Raw genomic sequence first — 22,138 nt, forward strand, 5'->3', positions numbered from 1 at the left:
TGTTTGGTGAAAAAAGGGGTTTTAAAAAGTATTTTCGGAACTACTTTCTTTTTGGCGTAAAAATATTGAAAATATTTAAAGAAGTGGTATACTAAATGTAAAGGCTTACATAAAACATAGAAAGGGATTAAAAAGATGAGAGATCCCCTAATAATGGAAGAAATGAAGACCTATCGTGGTCGTGATGAGGCTCCTGCGGATTTTGACGAATTTTGGAATCGTGCCATTGCAGAGTTGAAACTTCCTGTGGACTATCGACTGATTGAGAAAGATTTCGGCCTTCCGACAGTTGATTGCTACGAAATTCAATTTGACGGGACCAATGGTGGTAAGGTGTATGCTCGGATGGTTTTGCCAAAGGGAGCTGACCAATCTCCTGTGATTTTCCATTTTCATGGCTACATGGGTAGAGGATATGACTGGGCAGATATGTTGTCTTATACGACAGCAGGTTATGGGATTGTCTCCATGGATGTGCGTGGTCAGTCTGGTTACTCTCTTGATGGACCTCGAGATGTTCGAGGAAATACAGTCAAGGGGCAGATTATCCGCGGTGTAGTGGATGGTCCAGAACATCTTTTCTACAAGGATGTGTATTTGGATATTTATAGTTTGGTAGAGCTGGTGGCTGGTTTTGAGCGAGTTGATGAAACTCGTCTATCGAGCTATGGTGGTTCCCAAGGGGGTGCCTTAGCCCTTGTTGCGGCGGCTCTCAATCCACGGATTACAAATACCGTTGCGATTTATCCTTTCCTCTGTGATTTCAGACGGGTCTTGGAGATTGGCAATACCAGCGAGGCCTATGATGAGTTATTCCGCTATTTCAAATTCCATGATCCATTCCATGAGACAGAAGAAGAAGTCTTTGCAACGCTAGGCTATATTGATGTGAAAAATCTGGCACATCGGATTAAAGGCTCTGTCAAGATGATTACAGGTCTTGATGATGACGTCTGCTACCCAATCACGCAATTTGCCATGTATAACCGCTTGGAATGTGAAAAAGAATACCACCTCATGCCAGAATATGCTCACGAAGGAATGTTTGTTTATACGAATAACAAAGTATTTAACTGGCTCTGTGGCACACATTTTGAAAGCAAATCATTACTAACGGAATTTAAATAAAAGTGTTTCTTTTGGGGCAAATAAGGCTACGATAGCCTTGTTTTTACCAGCAAAAAGAAAGCGCTTTAAATCAAAAAGAAAAGGAGGAAGATATGGCAATACGATCAAAAGATGAACTGATAGCCCAGATAAAAGACGGAATCATTGTCTCCTGCCAAGCCCTTCCGCACGAACCTCTTTATACAGAAGAGGGAGGAGTCATGCCACTGCTCGCAAAAGCAGCAGAAGAAGGAGGCGCAGTTGGTATTCGTGCCAATAGCGTACGTGATATTAAGCAGATTCAGCAGGTAACCGATTTACCGATTATCGGTATTATCAAGCGAGACTATCCGCCGCAAGAACCTTTCATCACTGCTACGATGAAAGAAGTTGATGAGCTAGCAGTTCTTGGAATTGCGGTGATTGCACTTGATTGTACGAAACGGGAGCGTTACGATGGTTTGACTGTGGCAGAGTTCATTAGACGGGTCAAGGAAAAATACCCAGCTCAATTATTGATGGCAGATATTAGCACTTATGAAGAAGGCATGGCTGCTGTTGAGGCTGGTGTGGATTTCGTCGGAACAACCTTGTCAGGCTATACTGCTTATAGTCGACAAGAGGATGGTCCAGACCTTGAATTGATTCAGAAACTCTGCGACGCAGGAGTGGATGTGATTGCAGAAGGGAAAATTTATTACCCAGAAGAAGCAAAAATCATTCATGATTTCGGGGTGAGAGGTATTGTAGTTGGGGGCGCAATTACACGTCCAAAGGAAATTACCAAACGCTTTGTAGCTGCGGTGGTTCCTTCTAAATAAGTTAGGAAGGTTATGGATTAGCTAAGGTATTCATAACTACGATGAAAAAATAAAAAAGGGAGTTGACAGTATAGGGAGAAAAAACAATAGAGGTAGTTGTCGTATCACTTGTCCATAATAGGACCCAATGAAAAGGAGAAAAAGAATGAAATTCAACAAATTAGTTTGTTCATTATTGGCAGGAGCTTCTGTTTTGTCATTAGCAGCATGTGGCAATTCTGGCGGAAGTGCTGATAAGAAAGAAATGTCTGATAGCTCAGGTAAAACAGAAATCACTTGGTGGGCTTTCCCAGTATTTACGCAAGAAAATGCAAGCGACGCTGTTGGAACATACGAAAAATCAATCATTGAAGCATTTGAAAAAGCAAATCCAGATGTGAAAGTAAAATTGGAAACCATCGACTTCAAGTCTGGTCCAGAAAAGATTGTAACAGCTATTGAAGCAGGAACAGCACCAGATGTACTCTTTGATGCACCAGGACGGATTATCCAATATGGTAAAAATGGTAAATTGGCTGATTTGAATGACCTCTTTACAGATGAGTATGTGAAAGATGTTGCCAATGAGAATGTTATCAATGCCAGCAAGGCAGGTGATAAAGCTTACATGTATCCAATCAGTTCAGCACCATTCTATATGGCGATGAACAAGAAAATGCTTGAAGATGCGGGTGTTCTTGACCTTGTAAAAGAAGGATGGACAACTGCTGATTTTGAAAAAGTATTGAAAGCATTGAAAGATAAAGGCTATACACCAGGTTCACTCTTTGCGAATGGTCAAGGGGGAGACCAAGGAACTCGTGCCTTTATCGCTAACCTTTATGGTGGCTCAGTAACAGATGGGGCTGTTACCAAGTATACAACAGACGATCCAAAATTTGTAAAAGGTCTTGAAATGGCTTCTAGCTGGATTAAAGATGGTCTTCTTTCTAACGGTTCTCAATTTGACGGTGGGGCAGATATCCAAAACTTTGCAAACGGTCAAACTTCTTACACTATCCTTTGGGCACCATCACAAAATGGTATTCAAGGTAAACTCTTGGAAGCAAGTAAGGTAGAAGTCGTTGAAGTACCATTCCCATCAGATAGCGGTAAACCTGCTTTGGAATACCTTATCAATGGATTCTGTGTCTTCAACAACAAAGATGACAAGAAAATTGAAGCTTCTAAGAAATTCATCCAATTTATCGCTGATGATAAAGAATGGGGTCCAAAAGACGTGAAACGTACAGGAGCATTCCCAGTTCGTACTTCATTTGGTAAATTGTATGATGACAAACGCATGGAAACTCTAAGCTCTTGGACTCAATACTACTCACCATACTACAACACAATTGATGGCTTCGCTGAAATGAGAACACTTTGGTTCCCAATGTTGCAAGCTGTATCAAATGGAGATGAGAAAGCTGATGCTGCTTTGAAGACATTTACTGAAAAAGCAAATGAAACTATTCAAAAAGCAATGAAATAATCAAGTAGATGAGGCATACGCCTATCGAGATAATGTTGAAGGATGGGCTAGTTGCTATGGTTAGATAGCATTTGGTTCTTTCTAGACAATGTATAATCTTCCCCCTTTTCTCGTCCATTTTCCTTGAATGAAAAAGGGGGATTATTTTTATCAAAGTAAGGCGGAAATACCATGAATATCGGTTTTTATGCCTTCTCATATCTTACATAAGGAGAGGTGTTTAGTGTGAAAGTTAATAAAATAAGAATGAGAGAAACGATTGTTTCCTATGCATTTCTAGCACCGGTTTTAGTCTTCTTTGCCATATTTGTATTAGCTCCGATGATCATGGGATTTATCACTAGTTTCTTTGATTATTCGATGACGGCTTTTCAATTCGTTGGCTTGGAGAATTATAAACGGATGTTCCAAGATCCTGTATTTATCAAATCCTTGATCAATACGGTGATTATCGTAATCGGCTCTGTACCAGTTGTTGTATTTTTCTCTTTGTTTGTGGCATCTCAGACCTACAGTCAAAATGCGATTGCCCGTTCTTTCTACCGTTTTGTCTTCTTCCTACCTGTTGTTACAGGGAGTGTTGCCGTAACGGTTGTTTGGAAATGGATTTATGACCCACTATCAGGGATTTTAAACTTTGTCCTTAAATCTGGTCACTTTATCGAGCAAAATATTAGCTGGTTAGGGGATAAACATTGGGCCTTGCTCGCTATCATTGTGATTCTCTTGACAACATCTGTCGGTCAACCGATTATTCTTTATATTGCTGCAATGGGAAATATTGACAATTCTCTTGTCGAGGCGGCGCGTGTGGACGGTGCGACAGAATTGCAAGTCTTTTGGAAAATCAAATGGCCAAGTTTATTGCCAACAACACTCTATATTGCGATTATTACAACGATTAACTCTTTCCAATGTTTCGCGCTCATTCAGCTCTTAACATCTGGAGGACCAAACTACTCAACTAGTACCTTGATGTACTACCTATACGAAAAAGCCTTCAAGCTCTCTGAATATGGCTATGCAAATACCATGGGTGTCTTCCTTGCGGTCATGATTGCCCTTATCAGCTTTGCCCAATTCAAGATTCTTGGAAATGATGTGGAATACTAGGAGGACAAGCATGAAAAAGAAAAAATTAACTCCATTTACAGTGATTTCAACAATCATTTTGCTTTTGTTGACGGTACTCTTTATTTTCCCATTTTACTGGATTTTGACAGGGGCCTTTAAATCTCAACCAGATACAATTGTGATCCCACCTCAGTGGTGGCCAAAAATGCCAACCATGGAAAACTTTGAGCGGTTGGTTGTGCAAAATCCTGCCCTTCAATGGATGTGGAATAGTGTCTTCATTTCGCTAGCAACCATGCTTTTAGTGTGTCTTACCTCTTCTCTAGCAGGCTATGTTCTTGCTAAGAAACGCTTCTATGGTCAACGGATTCTCTTTGCGATTTTCATTGCCGCTATGGCCCTTCCAAAACAAGTTGTCTTGGTACCACTTGTACGGATTGTCAATTTCTTGGGAATTCACGATACACTTGCTGCAGTTATTTTACCGCTTGTTGGCTGGCCATTTGGGGTGTTCCTCATGAAACAATTCAGTGAAAACATTCCAACAGAATTGCTGGAATCAGCCAAGATTGACGGTTGTGGCGAAGTTCGGACCTTCTGGGATGTAGCCTTCCCAATCGTTAAACCAGGGTTTGCAGCTCTTGCGATTTTCACCTTTATCAATTCTTGGAATGACTATTTTATGCAGTTGGTTATGTTGACATCCCGTCAAAACTTGACCATCTCACTAGGGGTTGCAACCATGCAGGCCGAAATGGCAACTGACTACGGACTTATCATGGCCGGAGCAGCCATGGCAGCCGTCCCAATCGTAGCCGTCTTCCTCATGTTCCAAAAATCATTCACACAAGGAATTACCATGGGAGCTGTGAAAGGTTGAAACAATCCAGTGGATAGTTTCAAGTTGGAAATAGGCAAAACGCAGTTTTGCTTTCCACACAGTGCAGTGCACCATTCTAAGTTGGAAATTCGACAAAACCCTGTTTTGCTTTCCTCTCAGGCTAGGAGCTATTTTAGGTTGGAAATTCGGTAAAACGCAGTTTTGCTTTCCACACAGTGCAGTGCACCATTCTAAGTTGGAAATAGGCAAAGCGAAGCTTTGTGTTCAGCTTCGTCCAGTGGATTTTCAATCGGTGGGTGTTGCAAAGTAGAGTTTTCACTGTTTGCTCGGTGGGGTTTATCACCCTAAGCCAGCAATAAAAACGAGCCCTGTTTCCAACACTCCCAAATTTATTTCAAGGAATTGTAGAAAATGAGGAAATCGGATGATTTTTGATCAATTACAACAAATAGGTCGTTATCGTGGTTTGCATCCCCATCTGGATCAAGCGATTGATTATTTGTTAACACATGATATGGCGAGTTTTGCTTTAGGGCGCTATGCCATCAATGAAGACAAGGTGTTCTTCTTTATACAGGATAATCAGCTTAATCAAGAGCTAGATGATTGTTTTGAATACCATGAACGTTTTGCAGATTTCCACTTTTTACTAGAAGGTCGAGAATTGATGCATTACGGTCAGCAGGTGAAAGAAGTTATCAAGGATTACGAAGAAGAGAGCGATATTGGCTTTGTTTCTTGTAACCTAGCGACTCCTCTTCATCTGACAGAAGAGAATATTGCCATTTTCCTACCAAATGAGCCGCACCAGCCTAATCTGTATGATCGGGCAGGTGAACGAGTTAAAAAGTGCGTAGTGAAAGTGCTTATTGACTAAAAGAGGGAGACGAGAAATGAGAAATAGGAGTACCCAGTTGTTATCATCTATTTTTAATACCGATAATTGGCTGATGAGAGTCTGTGAAAAAATCTTGGATTTGGTCACACTCAATCTCTTGTTTCTGATTTCTTGTTTACCGATTGTGACGATTGGCATTGCTAAAATTAGCCTGTATCGAAGCTTGCAAGAAGTGCGAGAAAGTCGAGGGGTTCGAGTGATTCGCCTCTATATCCATAGCTTTAAAGCAGAATGGAAGCACGGTCTGGCTTTAGGGGGAATCGAGATTTTGGTCAGTATCATTTGCTTGATGAACTTCCTACTTTTTAGAGGTCAGACAGCGATGGTATTTCAAGGAATGAAAATGCTGGCGTTTGGGATTTTTTTCCTGATGATCATGGTGATGCTCTATGCCTATCCTTTGGCGGCACGCTTTGAACAAAGCTTGCAAGAACTCTTGCAAACCGCCTTCGTGCTGGCAGGTCTGCATTTCCTGTGGACTTTTGGGATGTTAGGTTTTGTTGCCTTGCTTGCCTTTTTGCTCATAGGTTCAAGCTGGACCATTGTCTTTGGCGGCATGTTCTTTTTGTTAGCAGGATTTTCAAGTTTAGTTTATCTACAACTTGGAATTCTGGAGCCGATTTTTAGAAAATATGACAATTCCCCTCAATAAGGGAATTACGAATACCAATTAGATGAAAAATTCCTTCGCAAGATGGGTCAGATGAGGTTTTCATAACCCAGAAAAGACCCTCTCTTGGGTTGGACTTTTACGTAATAGAAAGACAAAGAAAGCAAATGCTCTTTCTTTTGTAGTGGAGAAAACAAATGAAAAATTTAGAAAAATACCATGGAATTATCCCTGCATTTTATGCATGTTATGATGAAAATGGGGAGATTAGCCGAGAAGGCGTTCGTAGCCTAGCAGAATACTTTATCGAAAAAGGCGTGCAAGGCTTGTATGTCAATGGTTCTTCTGGCGAATGTATCTACCAAAGTGTGGCCGACCGTAAAGTCGTGTTAGAAGAAGTCATGGCTGTTGCCAAAGGGAAATTAACCATTATTGCCCATGTTGCTTGCAATAATACAAAAGATAGCGTCGAATTGGCACGTCATGCAGAAAGTCTTGGAGTGGATGCGATTGCGGCAATTCCACCGATTTATTTCCGCTTGCCAGAATACTCTGTTGCCCAATACTGGAATGACATGAGTGCAGCAGCTCCAAATACGGATTTTGTGATTTACAATATTCCTCAGTTGGCAGGTGTAGCTCTCACTCCTAGTCTTTACAAAGAAATGCTCAAAAATGAACGGGTTATCGGGGTGAAAAATTCTTCTATGCCAGTTCAGGATATCCAAACCTTTGCTAGTCTTGGTGGCGATGACCATGTAGTCTTTAATGGTCCAGATGAGCAATTCCTAGGCGGTCGTCTCATGGGTGCTGCTGCCGGTATCGGAGGAACTTACGGTGCCATGCCAGAACTCTTCTTGAAACTCAACCAATTGATTGCAGACAAGGATTTGGAAACAGCTAAAGAATTGCAATTTGCGATTAACGATATTATCAAGCATTTAGTAGCTGCACATGGCAATATGTATGCGGTGATCAAAGAAGTATTGCGTATCAACGAAGGATTAAATCTAGGAAGCGTACGTGCACCTTTAACTCCAGTATGTGAGTCTGATAAAGCCGTTGTCGAAGGAGCTGCCCGCTTAATTCGTGAAACCAAAGAGCGTTTCTTGGGAGTGTAATCAACAGCACGATTTCAACGAATGCGATGTTGGTGTCTCCTGCATAGTTGGGTGGGGTGCGAACGGTGAGTAGTACCCGTTCAACTACGGTGTCTGTTACACTAAGCTCGTTTTACTAGAGGAAGAGGAGAAGAGGTGACTCATGAAAAAATATGTTGCCATTGATATTGGTGGGACTAGTATCAAGTACGGTTTGATTGATGAGGAAGCTCATTTGTTGGTCAGCCAAGAAATGCCGACAGAGGCTCATAAAGGCGGTCCAGAGATTTTGAAAAAGGTGGCGACGATTGTCTCGACTTACTTGGAAGAAGTTAGTTTGTCTGGCATTTGCATTTCCTCAGCGGGGATGGTCGATCCAGATAAGGGAGAGATTTTCTACGCTGGACCACAAATTCCAAACTATGCTGGTACGCAGTTTAAAAAAGATTTAGAAGCCCAGTTTGGCATTCCATGTGAGATTGAAAATGATGTTAATTGCGCAGGGCTTGCTGAGGTTGTCTCAGGAAGTGGGAAAGGAGCAAAGGTAGCTGTTTGCTTGACAGTCGGTACAGGTATTGGGGGCTGTCTCTTGATTGACTCCCATGTTTTCCACGGTTTTAGCAATTCGGCCTGTGAAGTGGGCTATCTTCACTTACCAGACGGCGATTTTCAAGATTTGGCGTCAACAACTGCCTTGGTTCGCTATGTGGCAGAAGCCCATGGTGACGATGTCAAAGATTGGAATGGACGGCGGATTTTCCAAGAAATTCAAAAAGGCAATCCGCTCTGCGTGCAGGGAGTGGATCGTATGGTGCATTATTTGGCAAAAGGAATTGCCAATATCTGCTATGTGGCTAATCCAGAAGTGGTGATTTTAGGCGGTGGCATCATGGGGCAAGAAGCGATTTTAAAACCAAAAATCGAAGCGGCTGTGAAAGCCAATCTTGTATCCAGTATCGCCGAAAAAACCAAGATTGTTTTTGCCCAACACCAAAATACAGCAGGTATGTTTGGAGCTTACTATCATTTCAAACAAAAACAGGCTAGTCGTCCGTAAGAAATAGAATGAGGAGAAAGGGATATGGTGTCATTAGAGAAAAATGTGCTTCCGATGATTGAAGCAGCTTATAGCGATTTCACACATATCGAACGGAAGATTGCGGATTATTTTCTTTCAGATGCTGCAGAAAATGATCACTTGTCCGCAAAAGCTGTTTCTGAAAGGCTATATGTTTCTTTGCCCTCATTGACGCGTTTTGCTCAAAAATGTGGTTTTTCCGGCTATCGACAGTTTGTCTATGCCTTTCGAGAAGTCAATCTGACGACTGAACCTAGCCATGTGAACCGTGATCTTACTAGACATGTTCTGTCTGACTATGGCGAATTATTGAATAAGACCTACTCGCTCATTGATGAAGAGCAGTTTGTCCGAGTAGGACACTTGCTAAACAATGCTAAGCGTGTCTATATCTATGGACAAGGTAGCTCGGGACTAGTCGCACGGGAAATTGAATTTCGTTTCATGCGGTTAGGAATGGCCTGTAAGGCTGTTACAGATGACCATATGATTCGGATGAATCGTGTCACCTTAAATGATGAGTGCTTAGTTATTGGAATATCTGTGTCAGGTGAGTCAACGAGCATTATCAATGCTGTTCGGGATGCACGAGAAGTTGGTGCGAGTACGGTTTTGCTGACCTCGAAGAATCGTCAAGAATTGCGGGATAGTTGCGATGAATTGGTACTTGTGGCTATTAAGAAAAATCTTGCTCAGGGGAACATCATTTCACCCCAGTTCCCTGTTCTAGTTGTGATTGACATTTTTTATGCCTACTATATTGATTTAGACCGAGATGCTCGGAATGAATTATTTACCAATACGCTTTCAGCCTTACAAGTGAAGGAAGAAGTAGACGAAAATGAGATGTAGAGTGCTTCTACTCTCATTTTTTGTGCTATAATAATAAGAAAGCGATTACAAGAAGAGGAATAGCATGATAGAAGCGATTATATTTGATATGGACGGGGTGATTGTTGATACAGAGTATCTAGATTTTCAAGTTCAAAAGGATTTTGTACGTAGTATTGGTAAGGAAGGGTGTGCCGAAAAGGAGCAAGAATTTCAGAAGTTAATTGGGCGTTCTTATGCTTATTTAGCACAAGCGATTAAGGATCTATCTGGTAGCAGCCTTTCGTTAGCTGAGATTAGTGAACAGCTAGAAGAATATGCGAAAGAGCGGTATCAAGATATCGATTATCTATCCTTGTTTCGGACAGATATGATTGATATTTTGGATTATGCCAAAGAAAAAGGTATCAAACTAGCTGTTGCCTCATCCTCACGAAAGAACCACATCGAGGAAGTTTTAGAGAGTTGTGGTATCTTGTCTTATTTTGATACCGTGGTCAGTGGTGAAGCATTTACGGAAAGCAAGCCTAATCCAGCCATTTATTTGGCGACTTTGACAAAATTAGGGGTAGATGCCCAACATGCCATCGCAATCGAGGATTCTGCGTATGGTATTGCAGCTGCTAAGGCGGCAGGTGTACGGGTGATTGCCTATCAAGAAACAAGAATGCCGATTGATCAAAGGCAGGCAGATTTTCTTTGTCAAGACATGGCTACTATTTTTGAGTTGATTCAATCTCTCGTTTAGCCACTTTTGTTCAGTAGACGCAAAGAGTCCGATATGATATACTAGGGCTGATTCATCAAATTCTGATAGAGAATGTATGAAATGGAGAAAATAGTATGGTAAACTGGATTTACAGACACCAGAAAGAAGTGCTGGTTGGTTTGTTTCTTTTGCTCGCAGTAGTGTCATTTTTTGTTTTGGCAGACTCTCAGTTGGTTTTAAACATGAATGCCCAATCAATTCTTGCTTTGGATGAGAAAAAAGAAACGGTTTTAACCTTAACAGCCTTGACGGGAACAACGTCTACCGCTATCACCTTAATTCCAGGAGATGTTGGTGGCCCCTTAGCGGAAAATATAGCCGATTTGGCAGATTATTTACTAGTGGTGTATGCTGGAATCTGGTTGCAAAAATATCTTCTGTCAATTACAGGTCTAGTGGTCTTTAAATGGCTTGTCCCAGGGGCACTTGTCCTTTTTGCTGGGAATATCTACTTAAAAAACAAGAAGGTCAAGCAGTTAGCAATCCGTCTCTCGCTTTTTTCAGCTGTTATACTATTTATTATTCCTACAAGTATCTTTGTGTCGAATAAGATTGAGTCGACCTATAATAGTTCCATCGCAAAGACCATTGAAGCCGCTCAGCAAGTATCTGAAACAACTAAAGAACAAAGTGAGGCCTCTATTTGGGAAAAGGTGACAGGGGCAGCAAAAGGACTGCTCGAGAAGTTTGAGACTGCTTTTGGAAATATGGTGGATGCTGTAGCGGTATTAGTTGTGACCACTTGTGTGATTCCTCTGCTTGTATTTGCCTTCTTTATTTGGCTATGTAATGTGATTTTTGGCTTAAGTTGGTCGCCTGCCATCCCTAAAAAAAGAGTGATAGGAAAGATTGTTCGAGGTCGTTCCTATCGTTGAATTAGTATATGATTGAGAAGAAAACCGGATTTTCATCTGGTTTTTTCTTAGATTCTTTCAATTTTCTGATAAATTGTGATAAAATAGAAAAAAAGATTTTGAGGATGCAGCATGACACTAGTATATCAATCAACACGAGATAGCCACAATACCGTAACTGCCAGTCAGGCTATTTTGCAAGGCTTGGCAACAGATGGAGGCCTCTTTACCCCGCTGACCTATCCTAAAGTAGAATTGGACTTTGAACGTTTGAAAGACCTGTCTTATCAGGAAGTAGCAAAGGTCATTTTAGGAGCATTTCTGGATGATTTTACAGAAGCTGAATTAGATTATTGCATTACCAATGCCTATGATAGCAAGTTTGATGATCAGCACATTGCACCATTGGTGAAGCTAGATGGACAATACAATCTCGAGTTATTCCACGGCTCAACGATTGCCTTTAAGGATATGGCCTTGTCTATCTTGCCTTACTTGATGACAACGGCAGCTAAAAAGCATGGTTTGGAAAATAAAATCGTCATTTTAACAGCAACTTCTGGCGATACTGGAAAGGCTGCGATGGCTGGTTTTGCGGATGTTCCAGGGACTGAAATTATTGTCTTTTATCCCAAAGATGGTGTCAGCAAAGTTCAAGAATTGCAAATGACCACTCAAACAGGCAACAATACCCATGTGGTTGCTATTGACGGAAATTTTGATGATGCGCAGACCAATGTCAAGGAAATGTTTAACGATGAAACCTTGCGTGCGAAATTAGCAGAACAGAAGATGCAATTTTCATCTGCTAATTCAATGAATATTGGTCGTCTTGTGCCACAGATTGTTTATTATGTCTATGCCTATGCGCAATTGGTTAAGGCAGGTGAAATTGTAGCAGGACAGGAGGTCAATTTCACAGTTCCAACAGGCAATTTTGGGAATATTCTTGCGGCTTTTTATGCCAAACAAATTGGCTTACCAGTTGGAAAATTGATTTGTGCTTCGAATGAAAACAATGTCTTGACCGACTTTTTTAAGACCAAGGTGTATGATAAGAAACGTGCCTTTAAGGTAACGACTAGTCCGTCTATGGACATCCTTGTTTCATCAAACTTGGAACGCCTGATTTTCCACCTGTTAGGAAATGATGCGGCAAAAACAGCTCAATTGATGACAGCCTTATCAAGAGAGGGTCAGTACCAATTAGACCCAGTAGATCCAGAGATATTGGACCTCTTTGTAGCAGAATGGGCGACGGAAGAAGAGACCGCTCAAGAAATTAAGCGTGTGTATGATATGTCTCGCTACATCGAAGATCCGCATACAGCAGTTGCTTCTAGCGTCTACCAAAAATATGCCATAGCCAGTCAAGACAGCAGAAAAACAGTGATTGCTTCAACGGCTAGTCCTTATAAATTCCCCGTTGTTGCAGTAGAAGCTATCACAGGAGAAACAGGCTTGAGTGATTTTGAGGCTCTTGCGACCTTACAGGATTTATCAGGAGTAGCTCTTCCACCAGCAGTAGACGGTTTAGAAACAGCTCCTGTTCGGCATAAGACAGTTGTTGCAGCAGCTGATATGCAAAAAGAAGTCGAACGCTACCTAGGAGTTTAGTCAGAAATCATTGTTAAAAAATAATAGAAAGTGGAGGCAGGAGCAAGCTCTTTGCCTCTTTGCGATATGGTAGAATACAAAAAAATAATGCAGATAGCCTTGCCAGCTATGGCAGAAAATGTCCTGCAAATGCTCATGGGGATGGTGGATAGTTACTTGGTGGCTAGTTTAGGCTTAGTCGCTATCTCAGGCGTATCTGTCGCAGGAAATATCATTGCGATTTATCAGGCCATTTTTATTGCCTTAGGAGCAGCTATTTCAAGTGTGTTAGCACGTAGTATGGGTTCAGGAGACCAAGAATCACAAGCCAATCATGCAACGGGAGCACTGACAATGACTTTATTGATGAGTCTCATCTTGGGCTTGATTTCCCTTTTCTTTGGACAAGAGATTATCAGTTTATTAGGAACTGAAAAACTTGTGGCAGAAGCAGGAGGCATCTTTCTAGCCATTGTCGGTGGTACGATTGTCTTTTTAGGTTTAATGACCAGTCTGGGGGCCTTGGTGCGCACGACAGGCAATCCTCGGTTACCCATGTATGTTAGCTTGCTAACCAATGGTTTAAATGCTCTTTTCTCTAGTGTTTTTATTTTCATCCTCGACTGGGGGATTGTAGGTGTTGCTCTGGGAACCGTTTTGGCTCGCCTAGTGGGGGTTGTGGTCTTGTGGAAATCCCTCACGATTTCCTTTGCTAAGCCTAGCTGGAGCTTAGATAGGGAGTTGCTTCGTCTATCCTTACCAGCGGCAGGAGAGCGTCTCATGATGCGGGCAGGTGATGTCGTCATTATCGCCCTTGTCGTACGCTTTGGAACGCAGGCTGTCGCAGGGAATGCGATTGGCGAGGTACTCACCCAGTTCAATTATATGCCAGCCTTTGGGATTGCAACAGCGACCGTCCTCTTGGTAGCACGTAGCTTGGGTCAGGGAGATAGAGAGGAGATTAGCCAGATAGCAAGGAAAAGCTATTGGTTAACCCTTGGTTTCATGCTGCCCTTGGCGTTTCTGATTTACGCCTTTGGAACTCCCTTAACGCAGTTGTATACACAGGATAAGGAAGCAGTCGCTGCCAGTCTCTTGGTTATTCTCTTCTCGCTTTTAGGGACACCATTTACAATAGGAACTGTCATCTACACGGCGGTATGGCAGGGCTTAGGCAATGGCAAACTCCCTTTTTATGCGACAACGATTGGTATGTGGGGAATTCGAATTGGCACAGGCTACCTGCTTGGCGTGACCTTGGGTCTTGGCTTACCCGGTATCTGGGCTGGAACGCTTTTAGACAATGCCTTTCGCTGGCTATTTTTGGGACTGCTTTATAAAAAACAAAGGAGGACGACATGACGAGCTTTATTTGGGATTTAGACGGGACCTTGCTGGATTCCTATGATGCGATTTTGGCAGGTATTGAGGAAACCTATGCTCATTATGACTTGGAGTTTAATCGTGATGCGATTCGGAGCTTTATTTTACAGCATTCAGTCTGGGAATTGCTAGAAAAGGTAGCGGCAGAAAATGATTTGAACGCACATGAGCTAAATGCTTACAGAGGCAGTAGCTTGCAGGAGAAAAATGCGCAGATTCATCTAATGCCAGGGACCAAAGAAGTGTTGACTTGGGCAGAAGACGCAGGAATTGCTAACTTTGTCTACACCCACAAGGGAGCCAATGCCCATCAGGTTTTAGCTGATTTGGGGCTTGCCCAGTATTTCACGGAAATTGTGACCAGTGCAGATGGCTTTGCGAGAAAACCTCATCCAGATGCCATTGATTATCTAGTGGAGAAGTATGATTTAGACAAGGCTAGCACCTACTACATCGGGGATCGTCGGCTAGATGTGGAAGTGGCGATCCATGCTGGTATTCAAAGTATTAATTTTCAAGCCTACCCATCGCCTGTCAATCAGGAAATACAGCAACTCTTGGATATCAAGGAGAAAATCTTTTACAAATTTTAAGTTTTTTCAGAAAATTTCAAGCAAATAGCTTGATTTTTTCTTTTCGGCGGTTTATAATTGACTAGTCAATGATTGACAAGTCAATTATAAAAAGGAAATAGCATGACAGCCATCCATCACATTCTCTACCAGCTTCATGTAACGGATCAAGCGGTGACTCAGTTGTTTGAAAAAGGCTTGGGCATCAGTTTGACACGCTACGAGCTATTGCAGGTCTTGTTAAAAGAGGCGCCCTGTAACCAGATTCAGGTTCAGAACGCTCTAAAAATCGATCAGGCAGCCCTGACTCGGCATTTTAAGATTTTAGAAGAAAAGGGTTATGTGACCAGGACTCGCAATCCCAAAAATCAGCGTGAAATTCTGGTTGATGTGACGGATTTTGCCAAAGAACAGCTCATCGCTGCACCGCCCAGTCATCACTTGGCCGTAAAAGAGCAAATGGAAGGGGTTCTCTCCGAGGAGGAAAGTATCACCCTTCAAACCTTGCTGGATAAGCTGGTTGTTGGTTTGGAAAATCTTGCTATTGAAAAAGATTAGAAAGAAGGAAATCCTATGTCCCTGATTACGACTATTTTAGCAACTCTTGTTGCCCTTGAGCACCTCTATATTTTTTATTTAGAAACCATCGCTACTACATCTGACAAGACTAGTCAGACCTTCAATATGGCTAAAGATGAGCTAGCTCGCCCCTCTGTGACGGTTCTCTTTAAAAATCAAGGCATTTACAATGGCTTGTTAGCAATTTTTCTTCTCTACGGGATTTTCATTTCACACAGCTTGGAAATCGTTACGATTTTTGTCCTGTATGTGATTGGCGCTGCCCTTTATGGAGCTGCAACCTCTAATAAGTCTATTCTCCTCAAACAAGGTGGCCCAGCTATTTTAGCTCTTTTGAGTATTTTGCTATTGAGATGAGACGAAGATTTTTTCTTCGTTTTTTTTTTTTTTTTTTTGCTGAACGAAGGTAGGTTCAGATAACATACTGATGAAATCCTTGTCTATCGGTATAGAGATAGAAGTAGAGGAGAAGAATGTTATGAAAGTAAATCATAAAACAGTAAAGACAGTATCAATGGTAGCTTTGGCAAAGTGTGTATCTTACCAGCTTATTCGTCATCAAAAAAGCGATGGTTACTCTCGCTCATCTATGGTTAAATCATTTGTATCTAGTAGCCAATCCAAGTCAACTACAAGTAGCACTGCTTCTGTCAGTGAGACGAAAGATAGTACTCAACCAGTAGTATTTAGGCAGTTGCCTTAGGCGGTGTATATGGTGGTGATGCAGGGGGTACTTGAATTTATTCCGGTAGGTATGACTAGCCAGAGTAACAAGCTGTTTACAGATACACCTGGTAGCAGCAAAGATCAAAGTTGGAATCACTCCCTTTGTGGAACAAAGGGAGTCTTGCTAGCGAATAGAGGAATAATAATCCGATAAGGCTTATAAAATATTTTATCCATTCAATCTTTTCTATATTGCTAGTGAAAGCATTGTAGCAATTAGTAACTCAACTGTGTGTATCAACAGTCAGGAGAGTAACTGTTAAAACTTGAGCTTAGAAATAAGAGAGTGAAGTCCCTTGTTTAATCATTCTAGTGCTTTCCTACCCTCGTTTCCAAGTTCAAATAGTTTCCACTATCTGTGGTTTCGTTGTCTAATCAGATGTTGGTTTTATATAGTACTAGCAGCCTCTCAATCAAATGATTGGGTGGTTTTCCTTGTGTTGATTTGTTCAAAGGAATAATTGTTTCTGTCATGTGGTGCAGCTGTCGAATCTTTTAAGGTGTTATAATATTGTAAAAGTAACTGATTACGGAGATTTCAAAGAGAGGAAATTAGTTTGTTAAAGCATGGTTTGATGATATGCTAGACTATGCAAAATTTATTACGTAAAAGAAATCTGTGGATTTACTATGACTATGTTTAAAATGGACTTGTTCGGCAATTCAAAAGTGATATACTAAAGCCATGGGAACAACATGCGAAAAAAGCCATAAAACTAAGAACTTGGATCAGCAAAATCATTTTTTTTTAAGATTTTATGGTGGTGTGAATACCAGTTATGGTATAACCTTATCGTAATCGTGGGAATCCGTTTAAATTAAGAACGGAGTTGATTTGCGGCAGCACTGTTTGTAAGTTGATGTAAGTTCCAAACAAAGCTAATAAGTTGTCGTTTTCCATGCAAAGGTATTTCTATATCACTTGTAGTAAGTATTCATGGAAAATGGTAGAAATGCTAGTATAATAAAAATAGAGAAAGGAGAGAATCATGACTAAACGACAGTTATTGTACTTGCTCAGTGAAGAAAAATATTTAACTGCGATATCACTCTCCCAAAAATTACAGAAAAGCACTCGTACCATTCAAAATATGATGAGAAACTTGAATGAGGAATTAAAAGGGGTAGTTCATATTTATTCTAAACCAGGATCTGGCTATAAATTAGAGATTCAAGATAATAACCGTTTTATGCAATTTTTAGTACAACAAAATCAGAATGATGAGATTGTTAGACGACAAAATATTATCATCAAGTCGTTTTTAGTGAATGAATACGTCAAGATTTCAGTACTTGCTGATATGTGCTACGTTAATCAACGTACGATTTCAACGGATATTAAATTATTGAAAAAAGAGTTAAAGGAATTTGATTTACAGATAAATAGCAGACCGCATTATGGTCTTCATCTGGTCGGAGAGGAAGTTGGATTACGTAAATTTTTATTGTATAAAAAGTGGGAAGAAAAATATTACTTTAATAAAGAAGAAGAGAGTAGTATCAATAGGTATTTACATTCGTATGAAATTAGCACAGTCAGCGTGCAGAATATAAAAGATTTGATTGCTATTAGTATTTCTCGAAATTATAAACTGCGTCAACTAGATGAAATCTATTTACCAGATAAAGAATTAGTAGATTTAAATTATAAGTTTCAGTGGCAATTATCATCACTTGATTTAGTATTTATTACCAATTATATCTATCATTGCAAAAAGAATTCTGGGGAAAGTCGTTTTATTGTGCAAGTGTTAGACGGCTTAAGAATCTTAGAGGAAACATTTGGATTAGATTTTCTAGAAGATTCTCATCTAACAACCAAAATTACAAATCATCTTACTGCTTTAAAGATTCGACTGGATAATCGTGTTATGGTAAAGAATCCCTTGCTTTCAGATATTCAGAAAAATCTAACGTTAGAATATAATATGGCTCGTTTTTTTGCAACATGGCTTTTTGACCCACTGCAATTATCATTGACAGAAGATGAGCTAGGTTTTTTAGCAATTACCTTTGCTTTAATTACTTCAAGACTTGAAAAAATGAAGAAGAATGTGTTAATTCTGTCTGATATTGGCTCAAGTAGTCATCAATACTTAGAGTTAACCTACCAGCATTTATTTGGGAAGTTTGTTGAAAAAATGACAATTTGCCATCCTTACGATATAGACAAATTAAACTTGCAAGGGTATGACTATATCTTTACAACTGGTTCATTTGACTTCTCTACGCAAGTTGATGAGGATAAGATTAGATTTGTTCCCTATTTCTTGAAGCCAAATGATGAACAACTCATCCGTAATATTCTGGAAGCGGAGGAAGAGCTATCATTTTCCCAACTCTTGAATCAAAAATTATTTTTTAGAATAACAGATAGACTGACTCCCGAGGAAGTAATAATAAAAATATGTAGCAATATTCAAGAATTGACAGGAGATACTATTACTGAAAAAGTTCTGAATAGGTATCAGATGGGGTCGACACAATTAGGGAATCACGTTGCATTTCTTCATCCTGCAGGTAGAAAGGAAAGCTCAAGTGTAGGCAATCACTATCTAGCAGTAACTGTGCTTTCTTCTCCAATCAAGTGGGATTTTTCAGAAATTCAATTAATTATAATTGCTTCTCTACCTTCGATTTCTAAATCGAATATGCTTATTTATGATAGCTTATCTACTTTGTTTTTGGAAGATAGCTTATTAGAAAAATTCTTAGAAAATGCAGACTTTAAAACGTTTGAATCACTCTTACTCAAGATAGAAAGGAGTAAACGGAATGGATGAAAAATACTTAGCAACAATTATGGACATTATCATGCATTCAGGAGAAGCTAGAGGATATTATCTACAGGCAATATCTGTTGCTCAAGAAGGAAAGATTGAGGAGGCTCTTGAATTGGCAAAACTCGGGAAAGGGGAATTAGTACTTGCCCATAATGCGCAGACGGACATGATGGTAAAAGAAAGTGTGGGGGAGTATACAACTTTTAGTCTACTATTGATTCATTCTCAAGATCATTTGATGACGACACTGACTATTAAGGATTTATTTGGCGCATTTTTAGAAATTGGTAAAAAATTAACATATTTAGGAGGTAAATTATGACAAATATTTTACTATGTTGTTCAGCTGGCATGTCTACAAGTTTGTTAGTAACGAAGATGCAACATGCTGCTACTGAAAGAAATATTGATTCAAAGATATGGGCTGTTTCTGTTGATGAGGTAGAACAGCACATTAATGCTGCCGACGTCCTACTGCTGGGTCCACAAATTAAATTTTTAAGAGGAGAGATTGAGCCACTCGCAAATGGTATACCGCTAGGTGTCATTCCTATGAGAGATTACGGAACTCTAAATGGGGGGAAGGTTTTGGAGTTTGCATTATCATTGTTAGATAAGTAAGGAGGAGATTTATCATGACCTTTGTTGAAAAAATGGAAGAATTAGCTTACAAAGTAGGTAAGCAGAAACATTTACTAGCCATTCGAGATGGAATGGTACTATCGATGCCCCTTATTTTAATTGGAAGTATCTTTGTCATCATCCAAAGCTTTCCAGTGCCGGCATGGGAATCCTATCTTACGTCTGTGGGAGCAATGGGCTATTTAGGAACCGTTATCAATGCGACATTTGGGATTATGGCATTGGTTGCTGTTTTTGGTATAGCTAAAAAATTGGCAGATATATATAAAACAGATGGGACAAGTGCAGGAATTATTGCCTTAGCAGCTTATTTGATGTTGATACCAAGTAGTGAGGGAATGATTAGTTTTGGTTATTTTGGTAGTAGGGGGTTATTTGTTGCTATTGTCGTAGGATTATTGACGGGCGAAATTTTCCGGATTCTTATTCAAAGAAATATTGTTATTAAAATGCCTGAATCTGTTCCCCAGCAGTTGCGCGTTCATTTACCTCTCTCATCCCAGGTTTTATTGTCATTTTGTTTTTCATTGGATTAGATTTAATGATAAAAGCAGCAGGATTTAGTGATGTGTTTCAAGTGATGCTCACTCTTTTAGCAGAACCTTTGAAGTATGCGAGTAATAGTTTTGTTGGCGCACTCATGGCAATTTTGTTTAATTCGGTAGTGTGGTTGTTTGGGGTACATGGTGGTCAATTGGTGAGCAGCATTATGGATCCGATTTGGTTTATCAATACTGATGCTAATCGTGTTGCTTGGCAGGCAGGAGAAGAATTACCATTTATTGTAACAAAACCATTTTTAGATAATTTTGCCTGGGTAGGTGGTAGCGGTGCAACACTGGGGTTGGCAATTTTCTTATTTTTCTTTGCTAAAAGTAAGCAAAATAAAGCACTTGGGAAGATGGCTTTTGTGCCAGACTGGTTCTCTGTTAATGAACCAATGCTCTTTGGTTTTCCGATTGTTCTTAGTCTTGATTTGGCTATTCCTTTCATAGTAGCACCGTTGATAACAGGAAGTATTTCTTATATAGCCATGGCTACGGGACTTGTGCATAAAACAGTAGGTGTATTAATTCCATGGGCGACTCCGCCGATTATTAGTGGCTATTTGTCTACAGGCGGTCATATTAGCGGTTCGATTTTACAAATCGTTAATATCTTAATAGCTTTCTTAATCTACTACCCATTTATCAAGCGGCTTGATAATCGGATGAAGAAAGAAGAGGATTTACTAGAGGGAGTGAATAAATGAAACGTTTATTAAATTGTACTGCCTCGGATTTTATGCAAATGTCCAGAGAGGAGTTAATTGCAGCGATCCGAGCCAGTGAGGGGCGCGTGATTGTATCAGAGACTGTGGTATCTTGTATGCCAGCAATACCGGCAATTACGAATGCCGAAATTTCTAGAGCTGCGGGTGCAGATTTAATTCTATTAAATACTTTTGATGCTTTTCATCCGGTGATTAATGGACTGGATAATATGGAGCAACCTATTCAGCGTCTGAAAGAACTAATAGGTAGGCCAATTGGAGTGAATCTAGAACCTGTAGATAGTCGGGCGAAAATGCTTGAAGAAAGAATAGACATAGTAAAAGGTCGACAAGTTAGTATAGAAACTTTAAATAGTTTAAATAATCTAGGAGTTGATTTTGTTTGCATTACGGGAAACCCTGGAACAGGAGTGACAAACCAGTCTATTATCGATGCAATTCAACTAGCGAAAGATAGTTTTCGTGGAATGATTATTGCTGGGAAAATGCATGGTGCAGGTTCTAAGGATCCGATATATGATATCGATGCGCTTGAATCTTTTGCAAAAGCGGGAGCGGATGTCATTCTGCTACCTTCACCAGGAACAGTTCCTGGTAGTACCGTTGATGTCTGCTATAATATTATTAGAAGATTAAAAAAATATGATGTTTTAACAATGGGAGGATTAGGAACTAGTCAAGAGACATCCGATGTTGAAACTATTAGACAAATTGGTTTATATAATAAAATGGTGGGATTTGATATTCATCATATTGGAGATGCAGGCGAAGGTGGTGTCTCACCGTTTGAAAATATATTTGAATTGTCCAAAGTGGTTCGTGGAAGAAAGCATACTCTTAAAATGATTTGTACATCAAATGCTCGTTAGAGCATAAAAACATAGAAGTACGGCAGTGCTTAGAAGAGAAATTTGAATGGATTACATTTCTTCATTTAAAGATTAAGCTAGAATGCTCAGTGCTTGTCTTGGAAGGTAGGGATGTGCTTACGGTTAGATAAGCTGGTCAGGTGCTAGCAAATCTTATTCTTCATTATGATAACATTATCACTGCTTATCTTAAATTTATTTTGAATAAATCTACATGATTTAGGAACTGCTTATATGAAGCTAACTGCTAGGATATTTGGA

At 40.1% G+C, this 22,138-nt stretch carries 22 protein-coding genes and 1 pseudogene; all 23 read left to right on the top strand.

Annotated elements, in window-relative coordinates:
* The first annotated feature begins 135 nt into the window (after window positions 1-135).
* The 23 genes and pseudogenes from A4H00_RS05505 (at window position 136) to A4H00_RS05620 (ending at window position 21,877) form a co-directional block, all read left to right on the top strand.
* Window positions 136-1,128 carry an acetylxylan esterase gene (locus A4H00_RS05505; protein WP_067088014.1) on the top strand — a complete coding sequence of 331 codons (993 nt, stop codon included), beginning with the start codon at window positions 136-138 and terminating at the stop codon, window positions 1,126-1,128.
* A 92-nt stretch (window positions 1,129-1,220) separates the two neighbouring features.
* The gene (locus tag A4H00_RS05510; RefSeq protein ID WP_067088016.1) at window positions 1,221-1,928 is read left to right on the top strand and encodes an N-acetylmannosamine-6-phosphate 2-epimerase; all 708 of its coding nucleotides are present in this window, start codon (window positions 1,221-1,223) and stop codon (window positions 1,926-1,928) included.
* 145 nt (window positions 1,929-2,073) lie between these two features.
* A complete protein-coding gene (locus A4H00_RS05515) occupies window positions 2,074-3,399 on the top strand; it encodes an ABC transporter substrate-binding protein (protein ID WP_067088017.1) in 1,326 nt (441 codons plus the stop codon).
* Between the two features lie 225 nt (window positions 3,400-3,624).
* Entirely contained in the window at window positions 3,625-4,512 is an 888-nt protein-coding gene (locus A4H00_RS05520; RefSeq protein ID WP_067088019.1) for a carbohydrate ABC transporter permease, read from the top strand.
* A 10-nt stretch (window positions 4,513-4,522) separates the two neighbouring features.
* Window positions 4,523-5,353: a carbohydrate ABC transporter permease gene (locus A4H00_RS05525; RefSeq protein WP_067088021.1), complete on the top strand. Its 831-nt coding sequence runs from the start codon at window positions 4,523-4,525 to the stop codon at window positions 5,351-5,353.
* Between the two features lie 385 nt (window positions 5,354-5,738).
* Window positions 5,739-6,191 carry a NanQ anomerase/TabA/YiaL family protein gene (locus A4H00_RS05530; RefSeq protein ID WP_067088022.1) on the top strand — a complete coding sequence of 151 codons (453 nt, stop codon included), beginning with the start codon at window positions 5,739-5,741 and terminating at the stop codon, window positions 6,189-6,191.
* 16 nt (window positions 6,192-6,207) lie between these two features.
* Window positions 6,208-6,864, top strand: coding sequence for a YesL family protein (locus A4H00_RS05535; RefSeq protein ID WP_082815593.1), 657 nt, complete (start codon window positions 6,208-6,210; stop codon window positions 6,862-6,864).
* Window positions 6,865-7,019: 155 nt separating this feature from the next.
* Window positions 7,020-7,943 carry a dihydrodipicolinate synthase family protein gene (locus A4H00_RS05540; protein WP_067088026.1) on the top strand — a complete coding sequence of 308 codons (924 nt, stop codon included), beginning with the start codon at window positions 7,020-7,022 and terminating at the stop codon, window positions 7,941-7,943.
* A gap of 142 nt (window positions 7,944-8,085) precedes the next feature.
* The gene (locus tag A4H00_RS05545) at window positions 8,086-8,979 is read left to right on the top strand and encodes an ROK family protein (RefSeq protein ID WP_067088027.1); all 894 of its coding nucleotides are present in this window, start codon (window positions 8,086-8,088) and stop codon (window positions 8,977-8,979) included.
* 24 nt (window positions 8,980-9,003) lie between these two features.
* Entirely contained in the window at window positions 9,004-9,852 is an 849-nt protein-coding gene (locus A4H00_RS05550; protein ID WP_067088029.1) for a MurR/RpiR family transcriptional regulator, read from the top strand.
* Window positions 9,853-9,916: 64 nt separating this feature from the next.
* Complete coding sequence (locus A4H00_RS05555) at window positions 9,917-10,579, top strand: HAD family hydrolase (RefSeq protein ID WP_067088031.1); 663 nt, start codon at window positions 9,917-9,919, stop codon at window positions 10,577-10,579.
* 95 nt (window positions 10,580-10,674) lie between these two features.
* Window positions 10,675-11,475 (top strand): hypothetical protein, encoded by an 801-nt coding sequence (locus A4H00_RS05560; protein WP_067088033.1) that lies wholly within the window; start codon window positions 10,675-10,677, stop codon window positions 11,473-11,475.
* 111 nt (window positions 11,476-11,586) lie between these two features.
* A complete protein-coding gene (gene thrC, locus A4H00_RS05565) occupies window positions 11,587-13,071 on the top strand; it encodes a threonine synthase (RefSeq protein WP_067088035.1) in 1,485 nt (494 codons plus the stop codon).
* A gap of 66 nt (window positions 13,072-13,137) precedes the next feature.
* Window positions 13,138-14,412 (top strand): MATE family efflux transporter, encoded by a 1,275-nt coding sequence (locus A4H00_RS05570; protein ID WP_067088037.1) that lies wholly within the window; start codon window positions 13,138-13,140, stop codon window positions 14,410-14,412.
* Window positions 14,409-15,026 carry an HAD-IA family hydrolase gene (locus A4H00_RS05575; protein ID WP_067088039.1) on the top strand — a complete coding sequence of 206 codons (618 nt, stop codon included), beginning with the start codon at window positions 14,409-14,411 and terminating at the stop codon, window positions 15,024-15,026. The genes A4H00_RS05570 and A4H00_RS05575 overlap by 4 nt, the downstream gene beginning before the upstream one ends.
* Window positions 15,027-15,128: 102 nt before the next feature.
* The gene (locus tag A4H00_RS05580; protein WP_067088041.1) at window positions 15,129-15,563 is read left to right on the top strand and encodes a MarR family winged helix-turn-helix transcriptional regulator; all 435 of its coding nucleotides are present in this window, start codon (window positions 15,129-15,131) and stop codon (window positions 15,561-15,563) included.
* Between the two features lie 15 nt (window positions 15,564-15,578).
* A complete protein-coding gene (locus A4H00_RS05585) occupies window positions 15,579-15,941 on the top strand; it encodes a DUF1304 domain-containing protein (RefSeq protein ID WP_067088042.1) in 363 nt (120 codons plus the stop codon).
* A gap of 121 nt (window positions 15,942-16,062) precedes the next feature.
* Complete coding sequence (locus A4H00_RS05590) at window positions 16,063-16,287, top strand: hypothetical protein (RefSeq protein ID WP_067088044.1); 225 nt, start codon at window positions 16,063-16,065, stop codon at window positions 16,285-16,287.
* A gap of 1,012 nt (window positions 16,288-17,299) precedes the next feature.
* Window positions 17,300-19,093 (top strand): BglG family transcription antiterminator, encoded by a 1,794-nt coding sequence (locus A4H00_RS05595; RefSeq protein ID WP_067088045.1) that lies wholly within the window; start codon window positions 17,300-17,302, stop codon window positions 19,091-19,093.
* Window positions 19,086-19,415 carry a PTS sugar transporter subunit IIA gene (locus A4H00_RS05600; RefSeq protein WP_067088047.1) on the top strand — a complete coding sequence of 110 codons (330 nt, stop codon included), beginning with the start codon at window positions 19,086-19,088 and terminating at the stop codon, window positions 19,413-19,415. Before A4H00_RS05595 ends, A4H00_RS05600 begins: the two co-directional genes overlap by 8 nt.
* Entirely contained in the window at window positions 19,412-19,714 is a 303-nt protein-coding gene (locus tag A4H00_RS05605) for a PTS sugar transporter subunit IIB (protein WP_067088048.1), read from the top strand. The genes A4H00_RS05600 and A4H00_RS05605 overlap by 4 nt, the downstream gene beginning before the upstream one ends.
* A gap of 104 nt (window positions 19,715-19,818) precedes the next feature.
* Window positions 19,819-20,987 (top strand): annotated as a pseudogene (locus A4H00_RS12100) (PTS sugar transporter subunit IIC).
* On the top strand, window positions 20,984-21,877 hold the full coding sequence (locus A4H00_RS05620) for a DUF7916 family protein (protein WP_067088052.1): 894 nt from the start codon (window positions 20,984-20,986) through the stop codon (window positions 21,875-21,877). Before A4H00_RS12100 ends, A4H00_RS05620 begins: the two are co-directional and overlap by 4 nt.
* Window positions 21,878-22,138 lie beyond the last annotated feature (261 nt).

The sequence above is a fragment of the Streptococcus marmotae genome (assembly GCF_001623565.1).
Lineage (GTDB): Bacteria > Bacillota > Bacilli > Lactobacillales > Streptococcaceae > Streptococcus > Streptococcus marmotae.

Excerpts from the sequence above, each read along its gene's own strand:
- A4H00_RS05505 (WP_067088014.1), top strand. The coding sequence starts at position 136 with ATGAGAGATCCCCTAATAATGGAAGAAATGAAGACCTATCGTGGTCGT.
- A4H00_RS05510 (WP_067088016.1), top strand. The coding sequence starts at position 1,221 with ATGGCAATACGATCAAAAGATGAACTGATAGCCCAGATAAAAGACGGA.
- A4H00_RS05515 (WP_067088017.1), top strand. The coding sequence starts at position 2,074 with ATGAAATTCAACAAATTAGTTTGTTCATTATTGGCAGGAGCTTCTGTT.
- A4H00_RS05525 (WP_067088021.1), top strand. The coding sequence starts at position 4,523 with ATGAAAAAGAAAAAATTAACTCCATTTACAGTGATTTCAACAATCATT.
- A4H00_RS05530 (WP_067088022.1), top strand. The coding sequence starts at position 5,739 with ATGATTTTTGATCAATTACAACAAATAGGTCGTTATCGTGGTTTGCAT.
- A4H00_RS05535 (WP_082815593.1), top strand. The coding sequence starts at position 6,208 with ATGAGAAATAGGAGTACCCAGTTGTTATCATCTATTTTTAATACCGAT.
- A4H00_RS05540 (WP_067088026.1), top strand. The coding sequence starts at position 7,020 with ATGAAAAATTTAGAAAAATACCATGGAATTATCCCTGCATTTTATGCA.
- A4H00_RS05545 (WP_067088027.1), top strand. The coding sequence starts at position 8,086 with ATGAAAAAATATGTTGCCATTGATATTGGTGGGACTAGTATCAAGTAC.
- A4H00_RS05550 (WP_067088029.1), top strand. The coding sequence starts at position 9,004 with ATGGTGTCATTAGAGAAAAATGTGCTTCCGATGATTGAAGCAGCTTAT.
- A4H00_RS05555 (WP_067088031.1), top strand. The coding sequence starts at position 9,917 with ATGATAGAAGCGATTATATTTGATATGGACGGGGTGATTGTTGATACA.
- A4H00_RS05560 (WP_067088033.1), top strand. The coding sequence starts at position 10,675 with ATGGTAAACTGGATTTACAGACACCAGAAAGAAGTGCTGGTTGGTTTG.
- thrC (WP_067088035.1), top strand. The coding sequence starts at position 11,587 with ATGACACTAGTATATCAATCAACACGAGATAGCCACAATACCGTAACT.
- A4H00_RS05570 (WP_067088037.1), top strand. The coding sequence starts at position 13,138 with ATGGTAGAATACAAAAAAATAATGCAGATAGCCTTGCCAGCTATGGCA.
- A4H00_RS05575 (WP_067088039.1), top strand. The coding sequence starts at position 14,409 with ATGACGAGCTTTATTTGGGATTTAGACGGGACCTTGCTGGATTCCTAT.
- A4H00_RS05580 (WP_067088041.1), top strand. The coding sequence starts at position 15,129 with ATGACAGCCATCCATCACATTCTCTACCAGCTTCATGTAACGGATCAA.
- A4H00_RS05585 (WP_067088042.1), top strand. The coding sequence starts at position 15,579 with ATGTCCCTGATTACGACTATTTTAGCAACTCTTGTTGCCCTTGAGCAC.
- A4H00_RS05590 (WP_067088044.1), top strand. The coding sequence starts at position 16,063 with ATGAAAGTAAATCATAAAACAGTAAAGACAGTATCAATGGTAGCTTTG.
- A4H00_RS05595 (WP_067088045.1), top strand. The coding sequence starts at position 17,300 with ATGACTAAACGACAGTTATTGTACTTGCTCAGTGAAGAAAAATATTTA.
- A4H00_RS05600 (WP_067088047.1), top strand. The coding sequence starts at position 19,086 with ATGGATGAAAAATACTTAGCAACAATTATGGACATTATCATGCATTCA.
- A4H00_RS05605 (WP_067088048.1), top strand. The coding sequence starts at position 19,412 with ATGACAAATATTTTACTATGTTGTTCAGCTGGCATGTCTACAAGTTTG.
- A4H00_RS05620 (WP_067088052.1), top strand. The coding sequence starts at position 20,984 with ATGAAACGTTTATTAAATTGTACTGCCTCGGATTTTATGCAAATGTCC.